The organism is Enterobacter cloacae complex sp. P40C2, from assembly GCF_014930695.1.
Classification (GTDB): Bacteria; Pseudomonadota; Gammaproteobacteria; order Enterobacterales; family Enterobacteriaceae; genus Enterobacter; species Enterobacter pasteurii.
In genome coordinates, this window is sequence record NZ_JADBRP010000002.1 from 1 (window position 1) to 24,728 (window position 24,728).

Consider the following 24,728-nt stretch of genomic DNA (forward strand, 5'->3'; position numbering starts at 1 on the left):
TCGTCTTGCGACGTTAAGAATCCATGTCACTTTGAGTGCCCACACAGATTGTCTGATAAATTGTTAAAGAGCAGTGCAACGCGGCTTTCGCTCACCGTTGCGAGGTGGCGTATATTACGCTTTCCTCTTTCAGAGTCAACCCCTTATTTCAGGATTTTTTCTCTTCAACCGACCGGGTTGTTTGTGAAGTGATTCACATCCGCCGTGTCGATGGAGGCGCATTATAGGGAGCCGCCGAGGAATGACAAGCGGAAAAATGCATTTTTATTTCAACCGCTCACCTTTTCACCAAAACGTCTATTTTTGGTGCTTTTTAATCTCTTTTGGCAGCTCTGCCAGGCTTGTAATGACCCAGTCGGCTGCATTTTCCGCTTCCGGGGTGACTGGTTTACCGGTTCGCACTAATACTTTTGTTCCCACGCCCGCCGCCGTTGCTGCCTGCATATCTTCCAGCTTATCGCCGACCATAAAAGACGCGGCCATATCAATGTGCAGAAATTCCTGCGCGGAGATAAGCATGCCCGGATGCGGTTTACGGCAATCACAGGTCTGACGATATGCTTCGACGGTGCCCTGCGGGTGATGCGGACAATAATAGATACCATCAAGATCGACGCCGCGATCGGCCAGAGACCAGTCCATCCATTCCGTTAGCGTCTCGAACTGCGCTTCGGTGAATTTCCCCCGGGCGATACCGGACTGATTGGTTACCACCACCAGCGCATAGCCCATCTCTTTCAGCTGGCGCAGTGCATCTATTACGCCCTCGATAAATTCAAACTCATCAATCTCATGGACGTAGCCGTGATCCACATTAATAGTGCCATCACGATCGAGAAAAATTGCGGGTACAGATTTTGCCACCGGTTTGCTCCTGAAAAAGGCTTGTTCAGCTAGTATCTCATGAATCACGGCGCAATAAAGTGCTCATCGTACAGAGGTGGATTGATTTAGACGTCTGGATGCCTTAACATCCATTTTGTTTACGGTCATTCCCCGTATCTGGCAGAAGAAAATGCCACGGCTAACTTACATACGATAAAAATAATCTAATGATTAAACTTTCCAATATCACCAAAGTGTTCCAGCAGGGGAACCGAACCATTCAGGCGCTGAACAACGTCAGCCTGCATGTTCCTGCTGGTCAGATTTATGGCGTCATTGGCGCATCGGGTGCAGGTAAAAGTACGCTGATCCGTTGTGTTAACCTGCTTGAGCGCCCAACCCAGGGCAGCGTTGAAGTTGGCGGCCAGGAGCTTACTGCTCTCTCAGAAAAAGAACTCACCAAAGCGCGTCGTCAGATCGGCATGATTTTCCAGCACTTTAACCTGCTGGCCTCACGTACCGTTTTCGGCAACGTTGCTTTACCGCTGGAGCTGGACAACACGCCGAAGGAAGAAATTACGCGTCGCGTCACCGAACTGCTGGACCTGGTTGGTCTGGGCGATAAGCATGACAGCTATCCGGCCAATCTCTCCGGCGGGCAAAAGCAGCGTGTAGCAATAGCTCGCGCGCTGGCAAGCAATCCAAAAGTGCTGCTGTGCGATGAAGCCACCAGCGCATTAGATCCGGCTACCACGCGTTCTATTCTGGAGCTGCTGAAAGACATTAACCGTCGTCTGGGCCTGACTATCCTCCTTATTACGCACGAAATGGACGTGGTGAAACGTATTTGTGACTGCGTGGCAGTCATCAGCAACGGTGAGCTGATTGAGCAGGATACGGTAAGCGAAGTGTTCTCCCATCCGAAGACGCCGCTGGCTCAGCAGTTCATCCAGTCCACGCTTCATCTGGATATTCCGGAAGATTATCTGGAACGACTGAAAACAGAAGCCGTTGCAGACAGCGTTCCAATGCTGCGCATGGAGTTTACGGGTCAGTCCGTTGACGCACCGCTGCTTTCCGAAACCGCGCGTCGCTTTAACGTTAATAACAACATTATTAGCGCGCAGATGGATTACGCCGGTGGCGTGAAGTTCGGCATTATGCTGACGGAAATGCACGGCACACAGGAAGAAACCCAGGCGGCAATTGCCTGGCTGCAGGAACATCACGTAAAAGTAGAGGTACTGGGTTATGTCTGAGCCGATGATGTGGCTACTGGTTCGCGGCGTTTGGGAAACGCTGGCTATGACCTTCGTATCGGGCTTTTTTGGCTTTGTCATTGGGCTACCGGTCGGCGTGCTGCTGTACGTCACGCGCCCGGGTCAGATTATTGAAAACGCGAAGCTGTATCGCACGCTCTCTGCGCTGGTGAACATCTTCCGTTCTATCCCGTTCATTATTCTGCTGGTGTGGATGATTCCGTTTACCCGCGTGATCGTCGGTACGTCGATAGGTCTTCAGGCAGCAATTGTTCCATTGACCGTAGGCGCTGCGCCGTTTATCGCCCGTATGGTGGAAAACGCCCTGCTGGAAATCCCAACGGGTCTGATTGAAGCCTCCCGAGCCATGGGTGCGACGCCGATGCAAATCGTGCGCAAAGTACTGCTGCCTGAAGCGCTGCCAGGGCTGGTGAACGCGGCGACCATTACGCTTATCACGCTTGTCGGTTATTCCGCGATGGGTGGTGCCGTAGGTGCAGGCGGTTTAGGCCAGATTGGCTACCAGTACGGTTATATTGGCTATAACGCTACCGTTATGAATACCGTTCTGGTATTGCTGGTTGTGCTGGTTTACTTAATCCAATTCTCTGGCGATCGTATCGTCCGGGCTGTTACGCATAAATAACGTTACAAACAACACAAACTCGACGAGTTAAGGAAAAAACATGGCGTTTAAATTTAAGACCTTTGCAGCAGTAGGCGCACTGATTGGCTCTCTGGCACTGGTGGGTTGCGGTCAGGACGAGAAAGATCCCAACCACATCAAAGTAGGCGTTATCGTCGGTGCTGAACAGCAGGTCGCAGAAGCCGCGCAGAAAATCGCAAAAGAGAAATATGGCCTGGACGTTGAGCTGGTCACCTTCAACGATTACGTTCTGCCGAACGAAGCGCTGAGCAAAGGCGATATTGACGCCAACGCCTTCCAGCACAAACCGTATCTGGATCAGCAGATCAAGGATCGCGGCTACAAGCTGGTTGCTGTCGGGAATACCTTCGTTTATCCAATTGCCGGTTACTCCAAGAAAATTAAATCTCTGGATGAACTTCAGCCGGGTTCACAGGTTGCCGTCCCTAACGACCCAACCAACCTTGGCCGCTCGCTGCTGCTGCTGCAGAAAGTGGGCCTGATTAAGCTGAAAGAAGGTGTTGGCCTGCTGCCGACCGTTCTGGACGTGACCGAAAACCCGAAAAATCTGAAAATTGTTGAACTGGAAGCCCCTCAGCTGCCACGTTCACTGGACGATGCACAGATCGCGCTGGCCGTTATCAACACCACCTACGCCAGCCAGATCGGCCTGACGCCGGCGAAGGATGGTATCTTCGTTGAAGACAAAGACTCCCCGTACGTCAACCTGATCGTGACTCGCGAAGACAACAAAGACGCGGAAAACGTGAAGAAATTCCTGCAGGCGTATCAGTCTGAAGAAGTTTACCAGGAAGCCAACAAGGTGTTTAACGGCGGCGCGGTTAAAGGCTGGTAATCTCACCTCAGTGTAATATCATCAAGACGGGCATTTGCCCGTCTTGTCATTTGTGCGGTCAACTGCTTCAATATCTGACGTTTTGATTATCCACTGAGGAATTATTATGCGTGCTTTACCGATCTGTCTTTTAGCACTGATGCTGAGCGGCTGTTCTATGCTAAGCAGATCTCCTGTTGAACCCGTTCAAAGCACTGCAACCCCGCCAAAAGCGGAGCCAGCAAAACCGAAAGCGCCTCGCGCTGCGCCGGTACGTATTATTACGAAAGCCGACGAGCTGGTCGGTAAGCCATTCCGTGAGCTGGGTGAAGTGAGTGGCGAATCCTGCCAGGCAACGAACCAGGACTCTCCACCGAATATCCCAACAGCCCGCAAGCGTATGCAGATTAACGCGTCAAAAATGAAAGCCAACGCGGTGCTGCTGCACAGCTGCGAAGTGACCAGCGGTACGCCAGGCTGCTACCGTCAGGCGGTATGTATCGGTTCTGCGCTTAATATTACGGCGAAATGAGTTCGTTTCAGTTTGAGCAGATAGGCGTTATCCGCTCCCCTTATAAAGAGAAGTTCGCCGTGCCGCGTCAGCCTGGTCTGGTCATCAACGGCGGCGGCGAGCTTCATCTTGTCGCGCCCTATAATCAGGCCGATGCGGTACGCGGGCTTGAGGCGTTCAGTCATTTATGGGTGGTCTTTGTGTTTCACCAGACCATGGAAGGCGGCTGGCGTCCCACGGTGCGTCCTCCGCGTCTGGGCGGTAATGCCAGAATGGGTGTATTTGCCACCCGCTCCACCTTCCGCCCTAACCCGATTGGAATGTCGCTGGTCGAACTGAAAGGCATACGCTGTCAGAAAGATCGGGTGATTCTGGAGTTAGGTAGCCTTGACCTGGTTGATGGCACGCCGGTCATTGATATCAAGCCTTACCTGCCCTTTGCCGAAGCGCTGCCGGAGGCCAGGGCAAGCTACGCGCAGGAAGCGCCGCAGGCAGATATGCCGGTTCACTTCACGCCAGAAATAACGACCCAAATCGGCCAGCTGGAAAAACGCTATCCTCGTCTTCGTGACTTCATTACCGAAGTGCTGGCGCAGGACCCCCGTCCCGCCTATCGCAAAGAAGAGGAGACCGGAAAAACGTATGCGGTCTGGCTGCTGGACTTTAACGTGCGCTGGCGCGTGACTGCGGCGGGTTTTGAAGTGTTTGCCCTGGAACCCAGGTAATTTTGTTCTCCTCTCTTTTGGCATCTTTGCCACACTGGTAAACTAAACCACTTTTTTTGTGTCAGGCTGGTGTTTCAGCCTGTTCCAATCGTCGAAATGGAACCGTAACAACATGCGTACTAGCCAATATCTGCTCTCCACTCTGAAGGAGACACCTGCCGACGCCGAAGTGATCAGCCACCAGCTGATGCTTCGCGCCGGGATGATCCGCAAGCTGGCCTCCGGGTTATATACCTGGCTGCCGACCGGCGTGCGCGTCCTGAAAAAAGTCGAAAACATCGTGCGTGAAGAGATGAACAACGCCGGTGCTATCGAGGTGTTAATGCCGGTTGTTCAGCCCTCTGAACTGTGGCAGGAGAGCGGTCGCTGGGAGCAGTACGGTCCTGAGCTGCTGCGTATTGCCGATCGTGGCGATCGTCCCTTTGTTCTCGGCCCTACGCATGAAGAAGTGATCACCGACCTGATCCGTAACGAGCTGAGCTCTTACAAACAGCTGCCGCTGAACTTCTTCCAGATCCAGACCAAGTTCCGTGACGAAGTGCGCCCACGCTTCGGCGTCATGCGTTCTCGCGAATTTCTGATGAAAGATGCCTACTCTTTCCATACGTCTCAGGAATCTCTGCAGGAGACCTACGACAAAATGTACGAGGCTTACAGCAAAATCTTCTCCCGCATGGGCCTGGATTTCCGTGCTGTACAGGCTGATACCGGCTCTATCGGCGGTAGCGCCTCGCATGAATTCCAGGTTCTGGCGCAGAGCGGTGAGGACGATGTGATCTTCTCTGACTCCTCTGATTACGCCGCGAACATCGAGTTCGCAGAAGCGCTGGCACCAAAAGCGCCACGTGCTGCGGCAACCGAAGAGATGACGCTGGTTGATACGCCAGACGCGAAAACTATTGCCGAGCTGGTTGAGCAATTCAACCTGCCGGTTGAGAAAACGGTCAAAACCCTGCTGGTGAAATCTGCTGAAGGCAGCGCTTACCCGCTGGTTGCCCTGCTGGTTCGTGGCGATCACGAGCTGAACGAAGTGAAAGCGGAAAAGCTGCCGCAGGTTGCCAGCCCGCTCGCTTTCGCTACAGAAGCAGAAATCCGCGCCGTGGTGAACGCAGGCCCAGGCTCTCTGGGTCCGGTGAATATGCCTGTTCCGGTGATCGTTGACCGCACCGTTGCGGCGATGAGCGACTTCGCCGCTGGCGCAAACATCGACGGGAAACACTACTTCGGCATCAACTGGGATCGCGACGTGGCGACCCCAGAAGTGGCTGACATCCGTAACGTGGTCGCAGGCGATCCAAGCCCGGACGGCAAGGGCACCCTGATGATCAAACGCGGTATCGAAGTAGGGCACATCTTCCAGCTGGGCGATAAATACTCTCGCGCAATGAACGCTGCCGTTCAGGGTGAAGATGGCCGTAACCAGGTTCTGACCATGGGCTGCTACGGTATTGGGGTAACGCGTGTTGTTGCTGCCGCTATCGAGCAGAACTATGACGAGCGCGGTATCGTCTGGCCGGATAACATTGCACCATTCCAGGTGGCAATTCTGCCGATGAACATGCACAAGTCTTACCGCGTGCAGGAGCTGGCCGAGAAACTCTACGCTGAGCTGAGCGCGAAAGGTATCGACGTGCTGATGGATGACCGTAAAGAGCGTCCGGGCGTGATGTTTGCTGATATGGAGCTGATTGGTATTCCGCACACCATCGTCATCGGCGACCGTAACCTCGACAGCGACGAGATTGAATACAAATACCGTCGTAACGGCGAAAAGCAGATGATCAAGACGGGCGACATTCTTGATTACCTGGTGAAAGCCATAAAAGGTTAAGAAACAAAAAACCCCGCCAGCGCGGGGTTTTTTTATGGGTAAATATTATTTGCTGTCGCAGTTTTTGCCGGCAGTAAACGTCGCGTCCTTATCGGCCACCAGCGTTTTTACCAGCTCGCCGCTGTCCGGGTTTGGCTCCAGCGTAAAGTGCCCTTCAACCGTCAGCAACACTGGCTTACTGTCATTACCGCGCGCAACGGCATAGTCACGCTCCAGCTGGGCATTGTTCGCCACGCTGACTTTCTTCCCGGTCGCGCAGTCCGTAAAGATCGCCGCATCCGCCATGTAGAAATACATGCCCCGCATCGCCATTGGCGTTGCAGGCAGTGCCGCTTTTACCGGAGCCAGCGTGTAGTTGAACTGGGATTCAATCGGATTACCTTCGCGATCGAGCATCTCCATCCCCTCGCCTTTGGCGCGGAAATAGGTTTTGTCTCCAGCGGTATCGGTCAATACCAGCTTCTCAGCCGTACGTGCCCAGGTTCCGTAAGTTGCATATGAAGAGGGTTCTTTCGCTCCCTGATAACGCTGGTTCATTACCCAGGTGCCATCCTTTTGCAGGAACAGAGAGGTTTCGATACCTTCACAATCTGCACAGGGCAATACGCCGCGCCAGCTCTGCTGCATCGGCTTTAATTCTTCGTTTTGCGTTGGCTGTAAGGCCTGCGTTTCCGAACGGTTGTTACAGCCAAAAAGCGCGAACAGACTCGTTACGGCCAGCGCTGATAATAATGCTTTTTTCACGATACGTTCCTTATGAAAAGGGTGTCCCTTTCGTCACGCTACGGATGACGAACTTTGCCACGCAGTGATTTTACGGTGGATTTTTGCGCCTTTGAGGACAACCTGCGTTCTTTCGATGCCCGCGTAGGACGCGTTGCCCGACGGCTTTTTTGCACTGCTGTTAATTCTTTTATGACCGCCGCCAGTCTGGAAAGTGCCGCTTCGCGGTTCATTTCCTGGCTGCGATATTCCTGCGCCTTGATCACAATTACGCCATCGCTGGTGATCAGGTGATGGCTGGCGGCAAGCAGGCTCTCTTTATAATACTCTGGCAGGCTGGAGGCCCGAATGTCAAAGCGCAAATGGATAGCCGTTGAAGCCTTGTTGACGTGCTGTCCACCTGCCCCCTGAGCACGGATTGCGGTGATCTCCAGCTCGCTATCAGGAATGCTGACGTTTCGGGACAAAACAATCATGGCACGGGCTGCCAGGCCGTGAGATGAATTTCCAGATTATTCTGAGAATCAGAGAGCCAGATGGCGCCGTCCTGAATAGTAGCCTGTAGCGCCATCGTTCGGCCGGCGAACTCGCTCAGCTGCGCCAGCTGTTCATCATCCAGATACCAGACGGTAAGGTTTTTGAACTGCGCACATTTGTTTTTATTCTGTTGCCACCAGATCTCCGCGGCGCGCTGGTTGTAGGCAAACAGCGCCACCTCAGCGGACTGGGTGCAAGCCTTTTTGATCCGGCGTTCATCCGGGAGGCCAAGCTCAATCCACAGATCGATACCCAGGTGGTCGTTGCGCCGCCAGGCTTCCGGCTCATCTTCCGCACTTAAGCCCCGGGTAAATTGCAGGCGCTCATCGGCATACTTTATCCACGCCAGCAGGCGCAGCATCATGCGCTCCTGGGTTTCAGAGGGGTGGCGCGCCAGCGTCAATGACGCATCGAGAAACTGGTTACGGTCAAGATCCGCCACATTGACCACAGCTTTATAAATTGTCGCTTTCAGCGCCATGAGAGAACTCCTTTCGATTCAGGCGTACATTGTAGCGAAAACCGCAGCAAAAGGCTGTTACGAGCTTGTCCCCCCCCCTTATCAAGGCGCTGATATTGCTTAAATGAGTATGGTATAGTCACCTTGCTAAACCGAGTTTAACTTCGTAGGCTTAATGATATCTCACAGTAAGTCAGTACGCTGGCAGGAGGGGATGTGAATAATTATTGTGAGTTGATTCGCAGACGGTATGCGGAAATTGCCAGCGGAGATCTGGGGTATATCCCGGATGCGTTGGGCTGTGTATTGAACGTGCTAAATGAAGTGGCCTCTGATGAGGGCCTTTCTGAATCGGTCAGGGAAAAAGCAGCGTACGCTGCGGCGAATTTACTGGTGAGCGATTATGTCGATGAATGATACCTATCAACCCATCAATTGTGATGACTATGACAACCTCGAACTCGCCTGCCAGCATCATTTAATACTGACGCTGGAGCTAAAAGATGGCGAAGTGCTTAAGGCAAAGGCCAGCGATCTGGTTTCCCGTAAGAACGTGGAATACCTGGTTGTTGAAGATGCAGGTGCGACGCGTGAGCTGCGCCTCGACAAAATTGCCAGTTTTAGCCACCCGCAAATCGGCACCGTCGTGGTGAGCGAATCCTGATAACCAACGGGCAGCCAGGCTGCCCGTTACGCTTTCCATTCAAAAGTTACACCGTCTTCAGCCCACCCCTCTTTAGTGACAAATACCCCTGCCGCCGCAATGAGCGTATCACCGTAAAACAGAAGCGGCGTGGTATCACGCAGCCAGGGCGGAACGTTCTGTTCCTGCCAGATCTTCTTCAGTTTACGCCCGCCGTTACGCCCGACGATGTGCAGCATGCCGCTGGCCCTGAAGCGTACGGTGACGTTCTCGCCCGGCTCGGGCAAACGCACGTTACCCGAACGGCTTAACGCAACCACGCCTGCATTAACAGGTAACGTTAATGCTTGCTCAGGAGACGGCCAGTCGAGGATCCTGTCAGCAAGCGACGGCAACGATTTTACCCACCAGAGCTGGCCCTTATAGCGCCTGACCTCAAAACCATTCAGATAGATACGCGGCGCGGCATCTTCCCGGGCCTGTGCAACCTCGTCCCAGATACGGTTGAGCATCGCCCGGGACGGCATGGCCGCACGGTGAAACGCCAGCCAGCGACGAATCAGGGCAGCCCGACGTGCGGGGCTCATCGCCTCCAGCGGCGCCAGCTCCAGCGCACCGTCTGCGGTTATTAGCGTCTCCAGCTCCTCGCGCAGCATCTCGTCCAGCAAGCTTTCCTGTTCAGCACAAAGCATCGCGCTTCGGGCCGCCGCTTCGGAAAAATGCGCCCAGCGCTCGTTCAGAAGCGGCAGCACGCGCAGGCGCAGGAAGTTTCGGTCGTAGCTGTCGTCCTGATTGCTTTCGTCCTCAATCCAGCGCAGATGGTGTTGATGCGCCCAGGCTTCCAGTGAAGCGCGCGTTTCACCCAGCAGCGGACGAATCAGCGCCGTACCGGCAAAATCCGCGCGTTCCGGCATGGCGGATAACCCCGCAGGCCCGCTGCCGCGCTTGAGCGCCAGCAAGAACGTTTCACACTGATCGTCCAGATGCTGCGCGGTAACCAACGCTTCTCCAGGCTGTAATGCGCCGGAAAACGCGGCGTAGCGGGCTTTACGCGCCTGCGCCTCCGTGCCCAACCCTTCATCCGCAAGCGTGACGCGCTCAACGACTAGCGGGATCGCCCACGCTGAGCACACCGCTTCACAGTGCGCTACCCAGTCGTCCGCATGGACGCTTAGGCCGTGATGAATGTGCATCGCCCGAAGCTCGACGTCCGGTTCCCGATCGCGCCAGCACTTAAGGCGGTGCAGCAAAACGGTGGAGTCCAGGCCACCGCTAAATCCCACCAGAAGCTGGCGGTACGGTGAAACGGCGAGAGCGATAGCGGGTAAGGTCATAGAAAATTACACATAAAAAATGCCCGAACTGAACGGGCATTATCACACATGAAGGCAATTACTGCTGATAAAGCTCCAGCGGCAGGCCGTCCGGATCGTTGAAAAAAGTGAAACGTTTGTCGGTAAAGGGATCGACACGAATCGCTTCACAGGCCACGCCGTGGGCTTCCAGATGTTTTACCGCACTGTCCAGGTCATCGACGCTGAAGGCCAGGTGGCGCAGGCCGCAGGCTTCCGGGCGCGACGGACGCGCAGGCGGGAAGGGAAAAGAGAACAGCTCAATGACATATTGCCCGTTTAACGCCAGATCGCCCTTCCAGGAGTCGCGCTCTTCGCGGTAAGCCTCGCTCATCAGCGTAAAGCCGAGGATGTCGCAGTAGAATGCCTTACTTTTCGCGTAATCGGTGGCGATGATCGCAATATGGTGAACCTGTTTTAAACCCAGCATAGCTTCTCCTTTTTATGATGCCCTGAACGTTACAACCGACAGCCCGCCGCTGGCAAGCAGCCCCCTTTATTTTAGGACTCGCACCCAGTACACGCCGCTATCATCGCGTTTCGCACCGTGAATATCCGTCTCAAACCCCGGATAGTGGCGCCCTACCGAACAGAGCATCAGCAGAAAATCGAGCACCGCCCGGCTTTTTTCGGTGATCATTTCGCCCGGCATCAGCAGCGGTACGCCCGGCGGATAAGGCAGGATCATGTTGGCCGATACCCGGCCGACCAGATTTTCCAGCTCAACGGTTTCAACCTCGCCTTTCACCTGCTGCTGCCACGCCCTGTGCGGCGTTAGCTTCATTTCGGGCAGGACGTCAAACGCCTGGAGCATCAGGCGCGGCAGATCGTGCTGGCGGATCAGCCTGTGGATCCCCTGAGCCAGATCCTGAATGCGCATATTGCGATAGAAGTCAGGATCTTCCGCATAGAGGTCGGGCAGCATGTTCTTCACCCGCAGGTTCAGATCGTACGCGCGCTTGAACTCCATCAACCCGCGCAGCAGACCCATCGCGCGGGTTTTATCGATCCCAATACTGAACAGGAACAGCAAATTGTAGGGCCCGGTCTTCTCCACCACCACGCCACGCTCGTCGAGGAATTTCGCTACCAGCGCGGCCGGGATCCCTTCATCACCCATTACGCCCTGCTCATCCATGCCCGGCGTCAGGATCGTCACCTTAACCGGATCGAGGAACATATGATCCGCATCGGCGTCCCGGAAGCCGTGCCAGCTTTCTCCTGGCGCGACGGGCCAGCACTCCGCCTCGTCGATCTCTTCCGGCTGCCAGATATCAAAGAACCAGCCGTCCGCTTCATCTTTCAGCCGCTGGACCTCCTTACGGAAATGCAGCGCCCGCTCCACCGAACGATTAATCAGGCGTTTACCGGGATTGCCGCGCAGCATCGCCGCCGCCGTTTCGATGGAGGCCACCAGCGGGTAGCTCGGCGACGTGGTCGTGTGCATCATAAAGGCTTCGTTGAAGGTGTCCTCGTCGTACTCGCCCTTGATGTGAATAAGGGACGCCTGGGAAAACGCGGCCAGCATTTTGTGCGTCGACTGCGTTTCGAAGAATACTTTTCCCGGCACGCGCTCGCCGCTCATTCCGCTTTTACCCGAATAAATCGGATGGAAATTGGTGTAAGGCACCCAGGCGGAATCAAAGTGGATCGACGGCACGTCCAGCGTCTGCTTAATCCAGTTCGTGTTGTACAGCAGCCCGTCATAGGTAGAGTTAGTGATCACCGCATGGACGGGCCAGCCAGCCTCCGGTATCGCCGCGACCTTTTTTTCGATGGCGGCACGCGTGAACTCGCGGCGTGGAATGCCGCCAAGAATGCCGAGCGCGTTGCGCGTTGGCGACAGCCAGAGCGGCACTACGTCACTCATCATCAGCAGATGCGCCAGCGACTTGTGGCAGTTTCGGTCAATCAGCAGCGTGCTGCCGGCAGGCGCGGCGTACATCCCGACGATTTTGTTCGACGTCGAGGTGCCGTTGGTCACCATGTAGCTTTGCTCGGCACCAAAGGTGCGGGCTATGTACTCCTCGGCTTCCAGATGCGGGCCGGTATGATCCAGCAGAGAGCCCAGCTCGGTCACCGAAATCGACACGTCCGCTTTCAGCGTGTTGCCGCCAAAGAAATCATAGAACAGGCAGCCCACCGGACTTTTTTGATAGGCCGTCCCCGCCATATGGCCCGGCGTACAGAAGGTGTACTTTCCTTCCTTAACATAGGTGAACAGCGCGCGCGTAAACGGCGGGGTGATGTTATCAAGATATTCGCCGGTGTACTGCTGAATGCGGATCGCAATGTCCTCGGCAACGCCGAGAGAGTATTCGAAGAACCACAGCGCCATGCGCATATCGTGAGCGCTGACGTCCATGGTCGAATGCGTGTTGATAAAGGCGTACAGCGGAAGGTATTCATTGAGCTTATTGATATCGCTGCACAGCTCCATGTCGTATTCGTCCCAGTCGAATATCACGCCACAGATGCGCGGATTGTGTTCGATGAATTTCAGCAGGTCGGCGCTGTTTTGCGGCCAGATCAGCTGATATCCGCGTGCGGTAAGGGCTTGCTCCAGCTCCTTGATGGGTTCGTCTTTATAAAAGACGCCGTGTGGCCCCATGATGGCAATGATGTTCATGGTTTACCTCCTTGAAAAACATCAGATAAGCATAGTTAAGGTAAACGGCAGGTATAAAAAAAGCCGCAACAATGTGCGGCTTTTAGGATAATTGTGAGGCTTATGCGTAACCGTAGGTCATCAGGCGCTGATAACGGCGGTTGAGCAAATCTTCTTTGCTCAGCACGTCCAGGTCCGCCAGGTCAGCCAGCAGCTGCGCTTTCAGGGACGCGGCCATGACTTCCGGCTTGCGGTGCGCGCCACCCAGCGGTTCAGGGATGACGGTGTCGATAAGCTTCAGCTCTTTCAGACGTGGGGCAATGATGCCCATCGCTTCGGCAGCCAGAGGCGCTTTGTCGGCGCTTTTCCACAGAATGGAAGCACAGCCTTCCGGAGAGATAACGGAATAGGTGCTGTACTGCAGCATATTCACTTTATCGCCCACGCCAATCGCCAGCGCGCCGCCGGAGCCACCCTCACCGATAACGGTACAGATGACGGGCACTTTCAGGCGAGACATCTCACGCAGGTTGCGTGCGATGGCTTCAGACTGACCGCGCTCTTCTGCGCCGACACCCGGGTAAGCGCCAGGCGTGTCGATGAAGGTAATGATTGGCATATTGAAACGCTCAGCCATCTCCATCAGACGCAGGGCTTTACGGTAGCCTTCTGGTGCCGGCATACCGAAGTTACGACGGATTTTCTCTTTGGTTTCACGACCTTTCTGATGACCAATGATCATCACCGGACGTCCATCCAGACGCGCGATGCCGCCGACGATAGCTTTATCGTCAGCGTATGCGCGGTCGCCGGCCAGTTCGTCAAATTCGTCAAACGCCAGGCGGACATAATCCAGGGTGTACGGACGCTGTGGATGACGCGCCAGCTGGGCGATCTGCCATGCGCCGAGATCGGCAAAGATTTTGCGCGTCAGTTCTACGCTTTTTTCACGCAGACGATGCACTTCTTCGTCGATGTTAATATCCAGTTTTTCATCCTGACGGCTCACCGCTGTCAGAGAATCGATTTTCGCTTCCAGCTCTGCAATCGGCTGTTCGAAATCAAGGAAATTCAGACTCATAGTATTCCTGTATTAGTCAAACTCCAGTTCCACCTGCTCCGAACCAATGAGGCCACGGAGATCGTTCAGTAAACGATCGCTCGGAGAGACACGCCACGTTGCACCAAAGCGCAACCGCGCACGTGCATCCGCCCTCTGATAGTAGAGATGTACTGGAATTGTCCCCGAGCGGTGGGGTTCCAGAGACTGACGGAGTCGGTTTAAAAGCTGGTCATCAATTTGCCTGTCCGTCAGCGAGATAGCAAGCCCGCGAGCATATTTTTCCCGGGCTTCGTCAATGTCCATCACTTCGCGGGCAGTCATTTTAAGCCCCCCGCTGAAGTCATCAAAGCTGACCTGTCCGCTGACGATAAGTATGCGGTCTTTTTCCAGCAATTGCTGGTATTTATCCAACGCGTCGGTGAACAACATCACCTCCAGACGCCCGGAACGGTCATCCAGTGTACAGATGCCGATACGATTGCCGCGCTTGGTGACCATTACCCTTGCAGCAATCACGAGCCCCGCAGCCGTGGTGATTTTACCACGTTCTGTCGGATGCATGTCTTTAAGCCTGTAGCCGCCGACATAGCGCACAATTTCTTTGAGATACTGGTTGATAGGGTGCCCCGTCAGGTACAAACCTAACGTTTCACGCTCACCATCCAGCACCACCTGTTCTGGCCACGGCTGGCAGCTGGCATAGGACTGCTCGATCTGCTCTGGCTCTTCCGCCAGCACGCCAAACATATCCGCCTGGCCAATGGCTTCCGCTTTTGCGTGCTGATCGGCCGCCTTCAACGCATCGCCGAGCGAGTTCATCAACGCGGCGCGGTGCGGCCCCAGCCTGTCGAACGCGCCGGACATGATCAGTTTTTCCAGCACGCGGCGGTTCAGTTTTTTGGTATCGGTACGGGCGCAGAGATCGAACAGCTCGCGGAAGTAACCGCCGTTGTTACGAGCTTCGATGATCGCCTCGATCGGCCCCTCACCGACGCCCTTGATCGCGCCGATCCCGTAGACGATTTCCCCGTGTTCGTTAACGTGGAAATGATACAGCCCGGAGTTGATATCCGGCGGCAGGATCTTAAGCCCCATGCGCCAGCACTCGTCCACCAGGCCAACGACCTTTTCGGTGTTGTCCATATCGGCAGTCATTACCGCCGCCATAAACTCAGCGGGATAGTGCGCCTTCAGCCATAGCGTTTGATACGACACCAAAGCATAGGCGGCAGAGTGGGATTTGTTAAATCCGTACCCGGCGAATTTCTCCACCAGGTCGAAGATTTTCATCGCCAGTTCGCCGTCGACGCCGTTTTTCTTCGCCCCGTCCTCAAAGATGGAACGCTGCTTGGCCATCTCTTCCGGCTTTTTCTTACCCATCGCACGACGCAACATGTCCGCGCCGCCAAGGGTATAGCCGGAAAGCACCTGGGCTATCTGCATAACCTGTTCCTGATACAGGATGATGCCGTAGGTCGGCTCCAGTACCGGTTTCAGGCTTTCGTGCTGCCACTGCACGTCCGGATAGGAAATCTCTTCGCGCCCGTGCTTACGGTCAATAAAGTTATCTACCATTCCCGACTGCAGCGGGCCGGGACGGAATAGCGCCACCAGCGCGATCATATCTTCGAAGCAGTCAGGCTGAAGACGTTTAATCAGATCTTTCATGCCGCGGGATTCAAGCTGGAAAACGGCTGTCGTCTCCGAGCGTTGCAGCATGTCGAAACTTTTCTTGTCATCAAGCGGGATAGCCGCGATATCCAGCGGCGGCTCGCCGTTCTTCTCGCGGCGGGCGTTGATCATCTCCAGCGCCCAGTTGATGATGGTGAGCGTACGCAGGCCGAGGAAGTCGAACTTCACCAGCCCGGCGTATTCCACGTCGTTCTTGTCGAACTGGGTAACCGGATGCTGGCCCGCTTCGTCGCAGTACAGCGGCGCAAAGTCAGTAATTTTGGTCGGGGCGATAACCACGCCCCCCGCATGCTTGCCGGCATTTCGCGTGACGCCTTCCAGCTTGCGCGCCATGTCGATCAGCGCTTTGACCTCTTCGTCGGCGTCGTATATTTCCGGCAGCTGAGGTTCGGCTTCAAACGCTTTAGCCAGCGTCATGCCCGGATCGGGCGGTACCAGCTTAGAGATGCGATCGACGAAACCGTACGGGTGCCCCAGCACGCGGCCCACGTCGCGGATAACCGCTTTCGCCGCCATCGTACCGAAGGTAATGATCTGCGAAACCGCATCACGGCCGTACATATCGGCCACGTGCTCGATAACCTGATCGCGTTTTTCCATGCAGAAGTCGACGTCGAAGTCGGGCATGGAGACACGCTCCGGGTTAAGGAAGCGTTCGAACAGCAGGTCGAATTCCAGCGGATCGAGGTCGGTGATTTTCAGCGCATACGCCACCAGCGAGCCGGCACCGGAACCACGCCCCGGACCAACCGGTACGCCGTTATCCTTCGACCACTGGATGAACTCCATCACGATCAGGAAGTAGCCCGGGAATCCCATCTGGTTGATAACCTGGAGCTCAATATCCAGGCGCTCATCATACTCAGGACGCTTCTCTTTACGGACCGCTTCATCCGGGAAAAGGAATTCCAGACGCTCTTCAAGGCCCTCTTTCGATTTCATGACCAGGAAATCTTCCGTGGTCATGTCACCTGTCGGGAACTGCGGCAGGAAATATTCGCCGAGACGTACGGTGACGTTACAGCGCTTGGCTATCTCTACGCTGTTTTCCAGCGCTTCCGGAATGTCCGAGAAAAGCTCGCACATCTCTTCTTCGCTGCGCATGTACTGCTGCGACGAGTAGTTGCGCGGGCGTTTCGGATCGTCAAGGGTAAAGCCGTCGTGGATAGCGACGCGGATTTCGTGGGCGTCAAAATCGCCAGACTCAAGGAAGCGCACGTCGTTGGTTGCCACCACGGGCAGCCCGCGCGCTTCGGCAAGGGCTACGGCAGCATGCAGGTAGCTCTCTTCGTCCGCTCGCCCGGTGCGGATCAGCTCAAGGTAATAGCGATTCGGGAAATACTCTTCGTAGAACGACACGCACTGATCCACCAGCGCGCTGTTGCCGCGCAGCAGACATTTGCCGACATCGCCCATACGGCCACCGGAGATCAGCAGCAACCCTTCGTTCAGCTCCGCCAGCCAGTCACGGTCAATCCACGGCCCCAGTGCGCCGTAGCCGCGCTGGTAGGCCTTTGAGATCAGCAGAGTGAGGTTCTGATAGCCCGTGTTATTCATGGCTAACACGGAAATTTGCGTCATCTCATCGCCGAGCAGCTCGCTCTGTACGTGAAAGTCCGCGCCAACGATGGGCTTTAACCCTGCACCATGCGCCGTTCCGTAGAACTTCACCAGGCCACACAGGTTGGTAAAATCGGTGATCGCCAGCGCAGGCATGCCGAGCGAGGCCGCCTTTTTTACCAGCGGCCCGGTCTTTGCCAGCCCATCGATCATGGAGTAGTCGCTATGCACCCGCAGGTGTACGAAACGTGGTTCAGCCATCTTCAGATTCCGCGTTACTTAATTGCTTGCGTCTTGATTCAGGACACCAGTCCCAGCGCACGTTTCACCGGGCCGAAACTGCGCCGATGATGTTCAGTTGCGCCATGTTCAGCCAGCTTTTCCAGATGGAAAGCGGTTGGATATCCCTTGTGCTGGGCAAAACCATACGCAGGATAAGTGAGATCCAGCGCGGCCATTTCGGCATCGCGTGTCACCTTGGCAATGATTGACGCCGCGCTGATTTCTGCGACGCGGCTATCGCCTTTAACGACGGCCAGTGAAGGCATCGGCAGCGCCGGGCAACGATTACCGTCAATCAGCACATACTCAGGCACAATTTTCAGGCCAGCGACAGCACGCTGCATTGCCAGCATGGTGGCGTGCAGAATATTCAGATCGTCAATCTCATTCGGCTCTGCGCGCCCGATACTCCAGGCCAGCGCCTTCTCTTTAATTTCATCGAACAGCGCCAGGCGGCGCTTTTCACTCAGTTTTTTCGAGTCGTTCAGACAACTAATCGGACGCGCTGGATCGAGGATCACCGCCGCGGTCACCACGGCTCCCACTAACGGGCCGCGTCCGACCTCATCCACACCGGCAACGAGGCGCGTATGAGGGTAAATAAATTCCATCATTTTGCTAACTCCAGCACCGCATCGGCCGCCTGCTCATCAGCATTACAGCGGATCAGTTGATGCAGCTCACGGAACGTTTCGTGCATCTGGTGGCTGGTCTTGCCGTTTGCCAGCAGCGGCAGCAGTGCATCAGCCAGCGCCTGCGGCTGGCACTCATCCTGCAATAGTTCTTTCACCAGCTCGCGACCCGCAAGCAGGTTTGGCAGCGAGACGTACTCTGTTTTCACCAGACGTTTTGCCAGCCAGAAGGTAAACGGCTTCATGCGATAACCGACCACCATCGGGCATTTTGCCAGCATACACTCCAGCGCAGCCGTGCCGGAAGCCAGCAGTGCGGCATCGCTCGCAAACATGGCCTCCCGTCCTTTCCCGTCCAGCAGGCGGACGTGGAGATTCGGGGCAACGTCCGCTTTGATACGCTCAAACTGCTCGCGGCGTTTGGCATTCACCAGCGGCACGACCACTTCAAGATCGGGATAAGTGCTGCGGAGAATTTGTGCCGTTTTCAGGAAATCGGCGCTGAGCATTTCAACTTCAGCACCACGGCTTCCCGGCAGCAGCGCCAGACAGTGCACATCATGCGGAATGCCCAGCGCATCACGCGCCGCGTTTTTATCCGGATCCAGCGGCATCGCATCCGCCATGGTATGACCGATAAAACGGCACGGGACATTGAATCTGTCGTAAAACGCTTTTTCGAAAGGCAGAAAAGCCAGCACCAGATCGGTGGACCGTCCGATTTTGAAAACGCGTTTCTGTCGCCACGCCCAGACGGACGGACTGACGTAATGGATAGTTTTGATACCCTGCTTTTTCAGGCTCCCTTCAAGGGTGATATTGAAATCAGGTGCATCAATACCGACAAACACATCGGGTTTGAGATCGGTAAAACGGCGGGTAAGGTCGGCACGAATGTGCAGCAAACGGCGCAGGCGCCCCAGCACCTCGACGATGCCCATCACGGCCAGCTCTTCCATTTCATACCAGGCTTCACAGCCTTCGGCCTGCATCAGCGGGCCAGCCACGCCGACAAAGCGGGCATTGGGTACACGGGCTTTAAGCGCGCGGATAAGACCTGCACCAAGAATATCGCCGGAGGTTTCTCCGGCGACCAGGGCTATGGTAAGCGGACGACTGTCGACCATTAACGAATCAGACCACGGGTTGAACGTTCAAAGAATTCCATGAACGTATTCACTTCAGGGTGCTTATTCGCCAGTTCGGCAATTTCCGGCTTCGCCTCTTCCAGCGTTTTACCGCTACGGTACAGCAATTTGTACGCGTTGCGGATCGCCGTAATCGCTTCGCGGCTGAAGCCACGACGCTTAAGGCCTTCGATGTTCACGCCAAACGGCGTGGCATGGTTGCCCTGCGCAATCACGAACGGTGGGACGTCCTGCGCCACACCGGAGCATCCGCCGACCATCACGTGCGCACCAATGATGCAGAACTGATGGACCGCGGTCATGCCGCCAATAATTGCAAAATCATCGACCGATACGTGCCCCGCCAGCGTTGCGTTGTTGGCGAGGATACAGCGGCTACCGACGTTACAGTCATGCGCAATATGCGCATTAACCATAAACAGGTTGTCGCTGCCCACCTTCGTCACTCCACCGCCCTGCGTTGTGCCACGATGAATGGTGACGCTTTCGCGAATGCGGTTACGATCGCCGATTTCCACGCGGGTCGGTTCGCCAGCATACTTAAGATCCTGGTTAACTTCGCCGATGGAGGCGAACTGATAGATCTCATTGTTGCAGCCAATGGTGGTATGACCATTCACCACAACGTGAGATTTCAGTACTGTACCCTCACCAATTTCGACATGGGGTCCAACAATACAAAACGGGCCAATGTGAACGTTAGCACCAATGATGGCACCCGTTTCCACAATAGCGGTAGGATGAATAAAGGCGGATTTATCAATCACGTATCAGGCCTCCCGGCTACGCGCACACATCATTGTTGCTTCGCAAACAACTTTGCCGTCAACCATAGCTACGCCTTTGAAGCGAGTCAGGCCGCGACGCGTTTTTTCAAAAGTGACTTCCATGATCATTTGATCACCAGGCACGACCGGACGCTTGAAGCGCGCTTCATCGATACCCGCGAAGTAATAGAGTTCACCCGGCTCCAGTTTTCCAACGCTTTTAAACGCCAGAATACCGGTAGCCTGTGCCATCGCTTCCAGGATCAATACACCCGGGAAGATAGGCTTACCAGGGAAGTGCCCCTGGAAGAACGGCTCGTTAACGGAGACATTTTTCACTGCGCGCAGAAAACGACCTTCTTCAAAATCCAGCACACGGTCTACCAGCAAAAACGGGTAGCGGTGCGGCAGAAGTTCTAAAATCTCTTCAATATGCAGAGTATGAGTGTCAGTAGTCAAAATACTCTTCCTGTCAAATGTACTAAGTAGCAATAATAACACGGCCTGCCGGTTTATAAACAAAGCCGACAGGCCGGGAAATTTAGCGTTAAACGGATGAACGCTTAGTCTTGTTGATCGATTTTGCGCTCAATCGCTTTGAGTCGCTTGCTCATATCATCAATATTCATCACCAGTGCAGCTGTTTTACGCCATACCTTGTTCGGTTGCAGCGGAATGCCCGAGGAATAAACGCCTGGTTCAGTGATTGGACGCATCACCATGCCCATTCCCGTCACCGTGACTTTGTCGCATATTTCCATATGGCCATTGATCACGCTGGCACCGCCAATCATGCAGTAACGGCCAATTTTCAGGCTGCCTGCCATGATAACACCACCCGCAACTGCGGTATTGTCGCCAATCACAACGTTATGTGCAATCTGGCACTGGTTGTCTATGATAACACCGTTACCAATAATGGTGTCGTCGAGCGCACCACGGTCAATGGTTGTGCAAGCCCCGATCTCAACACGATCGCCGATAATCACGCGACCCAGCTGAGGGATCTTAACCCAGTTACCCCGATCGTTGGCGTAACCAAATCCGTCAGAACCAATCACCGTGCTGGACTGTACGAGACAATTCTCGCCAATCTCAACCTCATGATAGACAGACACATTGGCCCACAGACGAGTCCCTGCGCCAATTTTTGTATTTTTTCCAACAAAGCAGCCAGGTCCAATCACCACGTTATCGCCCAGCACCACACCGGATTCGATAACGGCGTTTGGACCGACCGCCACGTTGTTACCCAGCTGAGCCGTCGGATCAATCGCAGCACTGGCTGCAATGTTCTGCGCCGGCTGCGGCGTGGTATCAAGAATTTGCGCCATGCGCGCATACGTCAGGTAGGGATTTTTCACTACCAGTGCAGCGCTAGTGGCAAACGGAAGATCGTCCTGCGTCAGAACAACGGCAGACGCCTGGCACTGGGCCAGGTGTTCACGGTACTTAGGGCTTCCCATGAAGGTAATAGTGCCTGCTTTAGCAGATTGCATGGACGCAACAGCGGTGATGACGATATCGCCATCACCGTGTAATTCTGCATCCAACTGCTGAGCTAAATCAGCCAGTCGAATTGAAGGCATTACTTATTTAACCTGTTTCAGAACATCAGCGGTGATGTCTTTAACATCGCTGCTGTTGAATGCAACGGCGTTCGCATCAACAACCAGATCGATGCTCTGATCGGCTGCTACTGCTTTAACGGCAGACTGAATGCGAGTCACCAGCTTGCCACGCTCTTCGTTAGAACGACGCTGACGATCCTGCTCGAAAGCCTGAGCTTTCTGAGAGAAGGTCTGGCGCTGAGACATGACGTCTTTTTCCAGTTTGCTGCGCTCGCTCGCTTTCATGGTAGAACCATCACGCTGTAAACGCTGCATTTTGGACTGAAGATCGCCTTCCATACGTTGCAGCTCGCTCGCACGGCCTTTGAATTCGTTTTCCAGCGTCGCAGAAACACCGGTTTTCTGTGCAACCTGCTGGAACAAATTACCCATGTTGACGATTGCAATTTTGTCCGCTGCCTGAGCGGAAGTTGCCATCGCTAAACCGAGACCTGCAGCTAATAACCACTTTTTCACAATTAACTCCTTACCATCCCATTGGCACCCGAGGGGTGCCGTTCTTTGCGTGGCAAGGCGACCGTGTTACCGATCGCCGGTTGTCAGCGCTACACTGCCAACGCATTCCTTTGCAGCGGATTATTACCAGGTTTTACCAATGTTAAACTGGAACTGCTCCGCTTTGTCTCCATCGTATTTCTTGAACGGCTGGGCGTAGGAGAAGACCAACGGCCCCAGCGGTGACATCCATTGTAATGCGATACCTGCGGACATGCGAATATTGCCCGGATCGCTGTAGTCCGGAACTCCCGCAGCACGCATCTGGGCGGTGTTCTCCCAGTTGGTGTCCCACACCGTACCAGCATCCATGAAGAAGGAGGTACGGACAGAGTTCGCGTACTTGTCGCTGATAAACGGCGTCGGCGTGATGAACTCGAGGCTCGCCACGGCCATGGCGTTACCGCCTACAGCGTCATCGGAGCTACAGACCTGTTTTGAATCACGGCTTGCGCAGTTATCTTCGTCATTACCGCCGTAATACACCGCTTTCGGACCGATGTTATTAGACTGGAAGCCGCGCACGGTGCTTGAACCACCGGCGTAGAAGTTCTCATAGAACGGCAGCTCTTTGCTTCCGATACCGTCACCGTAACCCCAACGGGTACGACCCAGAACGACCCACTTGTGGTCGTCATCAATTGGGAAGTAGGACGCCGTATCCAGCGTAACCTTATAGAACTCGTTATCAGAGCCAGGAATGGTCACTTTACCGTTCAGGTTGACGCGTGAACCTTCCGTCGGGAAGAAGCCACGGTCAAGGCGGTTGTAGGTCCAACCGTAGTTGAAGGTGAAGTCATCCGCAGCGAAACCGTTGTTATCGCTGGACGTACTTGCCGACTGACCGATAGAGTCCAGATAACGCCACATCGCCACCTGCGGTTGCATGTTGGACAGGTCGTTATGCACGTAACCTAAACCAGCACGCAGAGTGTTGTATTCGTTAACCGGGAAGCCGAGCGTACCGTCCAGACCGTAACTCTTGTTGGTATACGTGGAGAGGTCCGCGTCGTCCGCTTTAAAGTCGTTGTAGAAAATACGACCGCCCAGGCTAACACCGTCAACGGTGAAGTATGGGTTAGTTACGGAGAACTCAGAGTAAGTCTGGTAGTCGTTTTTGGTCCCGTTGATACCGACAGAGTAACCTGTACCCAGCCAGTTATCCTGCTGGACACCGACCTGGAAGCTCACGCCGCTTTCAGTACCGTAACCGACACCGAAGTTGAAGCTACCGGTGTTACGCTCTTTGACTTTATAAACGACATCAACCTGATCCGGACGGCCCGGAACGCGCTGAGTATCGGTATCGACCGTTTCAAAGTAGCCCAGACGGTTCAGACGCTCTTTACCCTGGTCTACCAGATCGCTACCCAGCCATGCCCCTTCCATCTGGCGCATTTCGCGACGCAGAACGGAGTCTTTGGAGGTATCGTTGCCTTCGAAGCGGATCTTACGAACGTAGAAACGGTTGCCCGCATCAACGTTAACGTGAAGCTTAACGGTTTTATCCGTGTCGTTGATTTCCGGCTGCGTTTGTACGCGCGGATAAGCATAACCATAACGGCCGAGCAGCTTCTTAATGCTGTCTTCCATTTTGGTGACTTTGGAGCCGCTATAGAGATCGCCTGGCTGAATTTTGGTCAGGGATTCAATTTCAGCCGAATGCCCTGCCAGGTTTCCACTTACCTCTACACCTGAAAGCGTGTACTTGTCGCCTTCTGTGATGTTAACGGTAATATAGATACCTTTTTTGTCCGGCGTCAGACTCACCTGAGTTGAATCGATATTGAAGCGGGCGTAACCGCGATCCAGATAGTAGCTGCGCAGGGTTTCAAGGTCGCCCGCCAGCTTCTGTTTCTGGTATTTACGATCGCCCACCACGTTCCACCACGGCACTTCGTCCCGCAGCTGGAAGTTGGAGATCAGTTCGTCGGTGCTGAACGCGTGGTTACCCACGATGTTGATCTGCTGGATCTTCGCAGAAACACCTTCCTGGAAGACCAGTTTCAGGTCAACACGGTTACGCGGCAGCGGTGTAACAACCGCCTTCACGCTCGCGCTGTATTTACCGACGCTGTAGTAGAAGTCCTCCAGACCTTTTTCAATGTCTGCAAGGGTAGTGCGGTCCAGAGATTCCCCCACACGAACACCCGATGCCTCAAGGTTTTGCTTGAGCATGTCATCTTTCACCGACTTGTTGCCGGAGAAAGTGATGCTGGCAATCGTTGGACGTTCTTTTACCTGAACCACCAGCGTATCACCATCGCGCAGGACGCGGACGTCCTCAAAGTTGCCAGTGGCAAACAGAGCACGGATGGTGTTACTGATATCTTCATCATTAACCGTATCGCCGGGGCGCACAGGCATACTGAGGAGGGCCGCACCAACGGCGACACGCTGAAGGCCTTCGAAATGAATGTCTTTCACTACGAACCCGTCAGCACCGTATACGGTGGCGCTGCTAAACAGCAGCGACGCTATGAGCAACTTTTTCATCGCCATC

Annotated in this window: 24 protein-coding genes; 8 read left to right on the plus strand and 16 right to left on the minus strand. The window is 54.7% G+C overall.

Annotation, left to right across the window (positions count from 1 at the left end):
* Positions 1-297 precede the first annotated feature (297 nt).
* Positions 298-864, minus strand: a complete 567-nt coding sequence (gene gmhB, locus IM304_RS05300; RefSeq protein WP_148420161.1) for a D-glycero-beta-D-manno-heptose 1,7-bisphosphate 7-phosphatase — start codon at positions 862-864, stop codon at positions 298-300.
* 188 nt (positions 865-1,052) lie between these two features.
* Between gmhB and metN the strand changes: the two genes are divergently transcribed.
* The 6 genes from metN (at position 1,053) to proS (ending at position 6,632) form a co-directional block, all read left to right on the plus strand.
* Complete coding sequence (metN, locus tag IM304_RS05305) at positions 1,053-2,084, plus strand: methionine ABC transporter ATP-binding protein MetN (RefSeq protein WP_003856124.1); 1,032 nt, start codon at positions 1,053-1,055, stop codon at positions 2,082-2,084.
* Positions 2,077-2,730 (plus strand): methionine ABC transporter permease MetI, encoded by a 654-nt coding sequence (locus IM304_RS05310; protein WP_003856130.1) that lies wholly within the window; start codon positions 2,077-2,079, stop codon positions 2,728-2,730. Before metN ends, IM304_RS05310 begins: the two co-directional genes overlap by 8 nt.
* Before the next feature lie 40 nt (positions 2,731-2,770).
* Positions 2,771-3,586: a methionine ABC transporter substrate-binding lipoprotein MetQ gene (gene metQ, locus IM304_RS05315; protein ID WP_006810023.1), complete on the plus strand. Its 816-nt coding sequence runs from the start codon at positions 2,771-2,773 to the stop codon at positions 3,584-3,586.
* Positions 3,587-3,692: 106 nt separating this feature from the next.
* The gene (gene rcsF / locus IM304_RS05320; protein ID WP_003856133.1) at positions 3,693-4,097 is read left to right on the plus strand and encodes an Rcs stress response system protein RcsF; all 405 of its coding nucleotides are present in this window, start codon (positions 3,693-3,695) and stop codon (positions 4,095-4,097) included.
* Positions 4,094-4,801, plus strand: coding sequence for a tRNA (N6-threonylcarbamoyladenosine(37)-N6)-methyltransferase TrmO (tsaA, locus tag IM304_RS05325; RefSeq protein ID WP_148420159.1), 708 nt, complete (start codon positions 4,094-4,096; stop codon positions 4,799-4,801). The genes rcsF and tsaA overlap by 4 nt, the downstream gene beginning before the upstream one ends.
* A gap of 112 nt (positions 4,802-4,913) precedes the next feature.
* Positions 4,914-6,632: a proline--tRNA ligase gene (gene proS / locus IM304_RS05330; protein WP_148420158.1), complete on the plus strand. Its 1,719-nt coding sequence runs from the start codon at positions 4,914-4,916 to the stop codon at positions 6,630-6,632.
* 45 nt (positions 6,633-6,677) lie between these two features.
* Here proS and nlpE read toward each other — a convergent pair whose 3' ends face one another.
* From nlpE to IM304_RS05345, 3 genes are read right to left on the minus strand one after another with little or no spacing between them, the layout of a single operon-like run.
* Positions 6,678-7,376, minus strand: coding sequence for an envelope stress response activation lipoprotein NlpE (gene nlpE, locus IM304_RS05335; protein ID WP_176608664.1), 699 nt, complete (start codon positions 7,374-7,376; stop codon positions 6,678-6,680).
* Between the two features lie 38 nt (positions 7,377-7,414).
* Positions 7,415-7,831, minus strand: coding sequence for an alternative ribosome rescue aminoacyl-tRNA hydrolase ArfB (gene arfB / locus IM304_RS05340; RefSeq protein ID WP_148420156.1), 417 nt, complete (start codon positions 7,829-7,831; stop codon positions 7,415-7,417).
* Complete coding sequence (locus IM304_RS05345) at positions 7,828-8,373, minus strand: YaeQ family protein (RefSeq protein WP_193355738.1); 546 nt, start codon at positions 8,371-8,373, stop codon at positions 7,828-7,830. The genes arfB and IM304_RS05345 overlap by 4 nt, the downstream gene beginning before the upstream one ends.
* Before the next feature lie 195 nt (positions 8,374-8,568).
* Between IM304_RS05345 and IM304_RS05350 the strand changes: the two genes are divergently transcribed.
* Both IM304_RS05350 and rof read left to right on the plus strand, forming a co-directional pair.
* On the plus strand, positions 8,569-8,769 hold the full coding sequence (locus tag IM304_RS05350) for a YaeP family protein (protein WP_148420154.1): 201 nt from the start codon (positions 8,569-8,571) through the stop codon (positions 8,767-8,769).
* Positions 8,756-9,016: a Rho-binding antiterminator gene (rof, locus tag IM304_RS05355; RefSeq protein WP_148420153.1), complete on the plus strand. Its 261-nt coding sequence runs from the start codon at positions 8,756-8,758 to the stop codon at positions 9,014-9,016. The genes IM304_RS05350 and rof overlap by 14 nt, the downstream gene beginning before the upstream one ends.
* A gap of 26 nt (positions 9,017-9,042) precedes the next feature.
* On the opposite strand, the gene tilS is transcribed toward rof, so the two are convergent.
* The 12 genes from tilS to bamA all read right to left on the minus strand — a co-directional run bounded on the left by tilS (position 9,043) and on the right by bamA (position 24,727).
* The gene (gene tilS, locus IM304_RS05360) at positions 9,043-10,329 is read right to left on the minus strand and encodes a tRNA lysidine(34) synthetase TilS (RefSeq protein ID WP_193355739.1); all 1,287 of its coding nucleotides are present in this window, start codon (positions 10,327-10,329) and stop codon (positions 9,043-9,045) included.
* Between the two features lie 58 nt (positions 10,330-10,387).
* The gene (locus tag IM304_RS05365) at positions 10,388-10,777 is read right to left on the minus strand and encodes a VOC family protein (protein ID WP_148420151.1); all 390 of its coding nucleotides are present in this window, start codon (positions 10,775-10,777) and stop codon (positions 10,388-10,390) included.
* 66 nt (positions 10,778-10,843) lie between these two features.
* Positions 10,844-12,976 carry a lysine decarboxylase LdcC gene (locus IM304_RS05370; RefSeq protein ID WP_193355740.1) on the minus strand — a complete coding sequence of 711 codons (2,133 nt, stop codon included), beginning with the start codon at positions 12,974-12,976 and terminating at the stop codon, positions 10,844-10,846.
* 100 nt (positions 12,977-13,076) lie between these two features.
* A complete protein-coding gene (gene accA, locus IM304_RS05375; protein WP_013095666.1) occupies positions 13,077-14,036 on the minus strand; it encodes an acetyl-CoA carboxylase carboxyl transferase subunit alpha in 960 nt (319 codons plus the stop codon).
* A gap of 12 nt (positions 14,037-14,048) precedes the next feature.
* A complete protein-coding gene (dnaE, locus tag IM304_RS05380) occupies positions 14,049-17,531 on the minus strand; it encodes a DNA polymerase III subunit alpha (RefSeq protein WP_193355741.1) in 3,483 nt (1,160 codons plus the stop codon).
* 38 nt (positions 17,532-17,569) lie between these two features.
* On the minus strand, positions 17,570-18,166 hold the full coding sequence (gene rnhB / locus IM304_RS05385) for a ribonuclease HII (RefSeq protein WP_193355742.1): 597 nt from the start codon (positions 18,164-18,166) through the stop codon (positions 17,570-17,572).
* The gene (lpxB, locus tag IM304_RS05390) at positions 18,163-19,311 is read right to left on the minus strand and encodes a lipid-A-disaccharide synthase (RefSeq protein ID WP_193355743.1); all 1,149 of its coding nucleotides are present in this window, start codon (positions 19,309-19,311) and stop codon (positions 18,163-18,165) included. Before lpxB ends, rnhB begins: the two co-directional genes overlap by 4 nt.
* On the minus strand, positions 19,311-20,099 hold the full coding sequence (gene lpxA, locus IM304_RS05395; protein ID WP_148420146.1) for an acyl-ACP--UDP-N-acetylglucosamine O-acyltransferase: 789 nt from the start codon (positions 20,097-20,099) through the stop codon (positions 19,311-19,313). Before lpxA ends, lpxB begins: the two co-directional genes overlap by 1 nt.
* Positions 20,100-20,102: 3 nt before the next feature.
* On the minus strand, positions 20,103-20,558 hold the full coding sequence (gene fabZ, locus IM304_RS05400; protein WP_003856165.1) for a 3-hydroxyacyl-ACP dehydratase FabZ: 456 nt from the start codon (positions 20,556-20,558) through the stop codon (positions 20,103-20,105).
* 104 nt (positions 20,559-20,662) lie between these two features.
* The gene (gene lpxD, locus IM304_RS05405) at positions 20,663-21,688 is read right to left on the minus strand and encodes a UDP-3-O-(3-hydroxymyristoyl)glucosamine N-acyltransferase (protein ID WP_193355744.1); all 1,026 of its coding nucleotides are present in this window, start codon (positions 21,686-21,688) and stop codon (positions 20,663-20,665) included.
* Positions 21,689-21,691: 3 nt separating this feature from the next.
* Entirely contained in the window at positions 21,692-22,186 is a 495-nt protein-coding gene (gene skp / locus IM304_RS05410; RefSeq protein WP_006810039.1) for a molecular chaperone Skp, read from the minus strand.
* Positions 22,187-22,309: 123 nt separating this feature from the next.
* A complete protein-coding gene (gene bamA, locus IM304_RS05415) occupies positions 22,310-24,727 on the minus strand; it encodes an outer membrane protein assembly factor BamA (RefSeq protein WP_193355745.1) in 2,418 nt (805 codons plus the stop codon).
* Position 24,728 lies beyond the last annotated feature (1 nt).

Bases quoted from the DNA above. Each gene is read 5' to 3' on its own strand.
- metN (WP_003856124.1), top strand. From the start codon at position 1,053: ATGATTAAACTTTCCAATATCACCAAAGTGTTCCAGCAGGGGAACCGA.
- IM304_RS05310 (WP_003856130.1), top strand. From the start codon at position 2,077: ATGTCTGAGCCGATGATGTGGCTACTGGTTCGCGGCGTTTGGGAAACG.
- metQ (WP_006810023.1), top strand. From the start codon at position 2,771: ATGGCGTTTAAATTTAAGACCTTTGCAGCAGTAGGCGCACTGATTGGC.
- rcsF (WP_003856133.1), top strand. From the start codon at position 3,693: ATGCGTGCTTTACCGATCTGTCTTTTAGCACTGATGCTGAGCGGCTGT.
- tsaA (WP_148420159.1), top strand. From the start codon at position 4,094: ATGAGTTCGTTTCAGTTTGAGCAGATAGGCGTTATCCGCTCCCCTTAT.
- proS (WP_148420158.1), top strand. From the start codon at position 4,914: ATGCGTACTAGCCAATATCTGCTCTCCACTCTGAAGGAGACACCTGCC.
- arfB (WP_148420156.1), bottom strand. From the start codon at position 7,831: ATGATTGTTTTGTCCCGAAACGTCAGCATTCCTGATAGCGAGCTGGAG.
- IM304_RS05345 (WP_193355738.1), bottom strand. From the start codon at position 8,373: ATGGCGCTGAAAGCGACAATTTATAAAGCTGTGGTCAATGTGGCGGAT.
- rof (WP_148420153.1), top strand. From the start codon at position 8,756: ATGTCGATGAATGATACCTATCAACCCATCAATTGTGATGACTATGAC.
- tilS (WP_193355739.1), bottom strand. From the start codon at position 10,329: ATGACCTTACCCGCTATCGCTCTCGCCGTTTCACCGTACCGCCAGCTT.
- IM304_RS05365 (WP_148420151.1), bottom strand. From the start codon at position 10,777: ATGCTGGGTTTAAAACAGGTTCACCATATTGCGATCATCGCCACCGAT.
- IM304_RS05370 (WP_193355740.1), bottom strand. From the start codon at position 12,976: ATGAACATCATTGCCATCATGGGGCCACACGGCGTCTTTTATAAAGAC.
- accA (WP_013095666.1), bottom strand. From the start codon at position 14,036: ATGAGTCTGAATTTCCTTGATTTCGAACAGCCGATTGCAGAGCTGGAA.
- dnaE (WP_193355741.1), bottom strand. From the start codon at position 17,531: ATGGCTGAACCACGTTTCGTACACCTGCGGGTGCATAGCGACTACTCC.
- rnhB (WP_193355742.1), bottom strand. From the start codon at position 18,166: ATGATGGAATTTATTTACCCTCATACGCGCCTCGTTGCCGGTGTGGAT.
- lpxB (WP_193355743.1), bottom strand. From the start codon at position 19,311: ATGGTCGACAGTCGTCCGCTTACCATAGCCCTGGTCGCCGGAGAAACC.
- lpxD (WP_193355744.1), bottom strand. From the start codon at position 21,688: ATGCCTTCAATTCGACTGGCTGATTTAGCTCAGCAGTTGGATGCAGAA.
- bamA (WP_193355745.1), bottom strand. From the start codon at position 24,727: ATGGCGATGAAAAAGTTGCTCATAGCGTCGCTGCTGTTTAGCAGCGCC.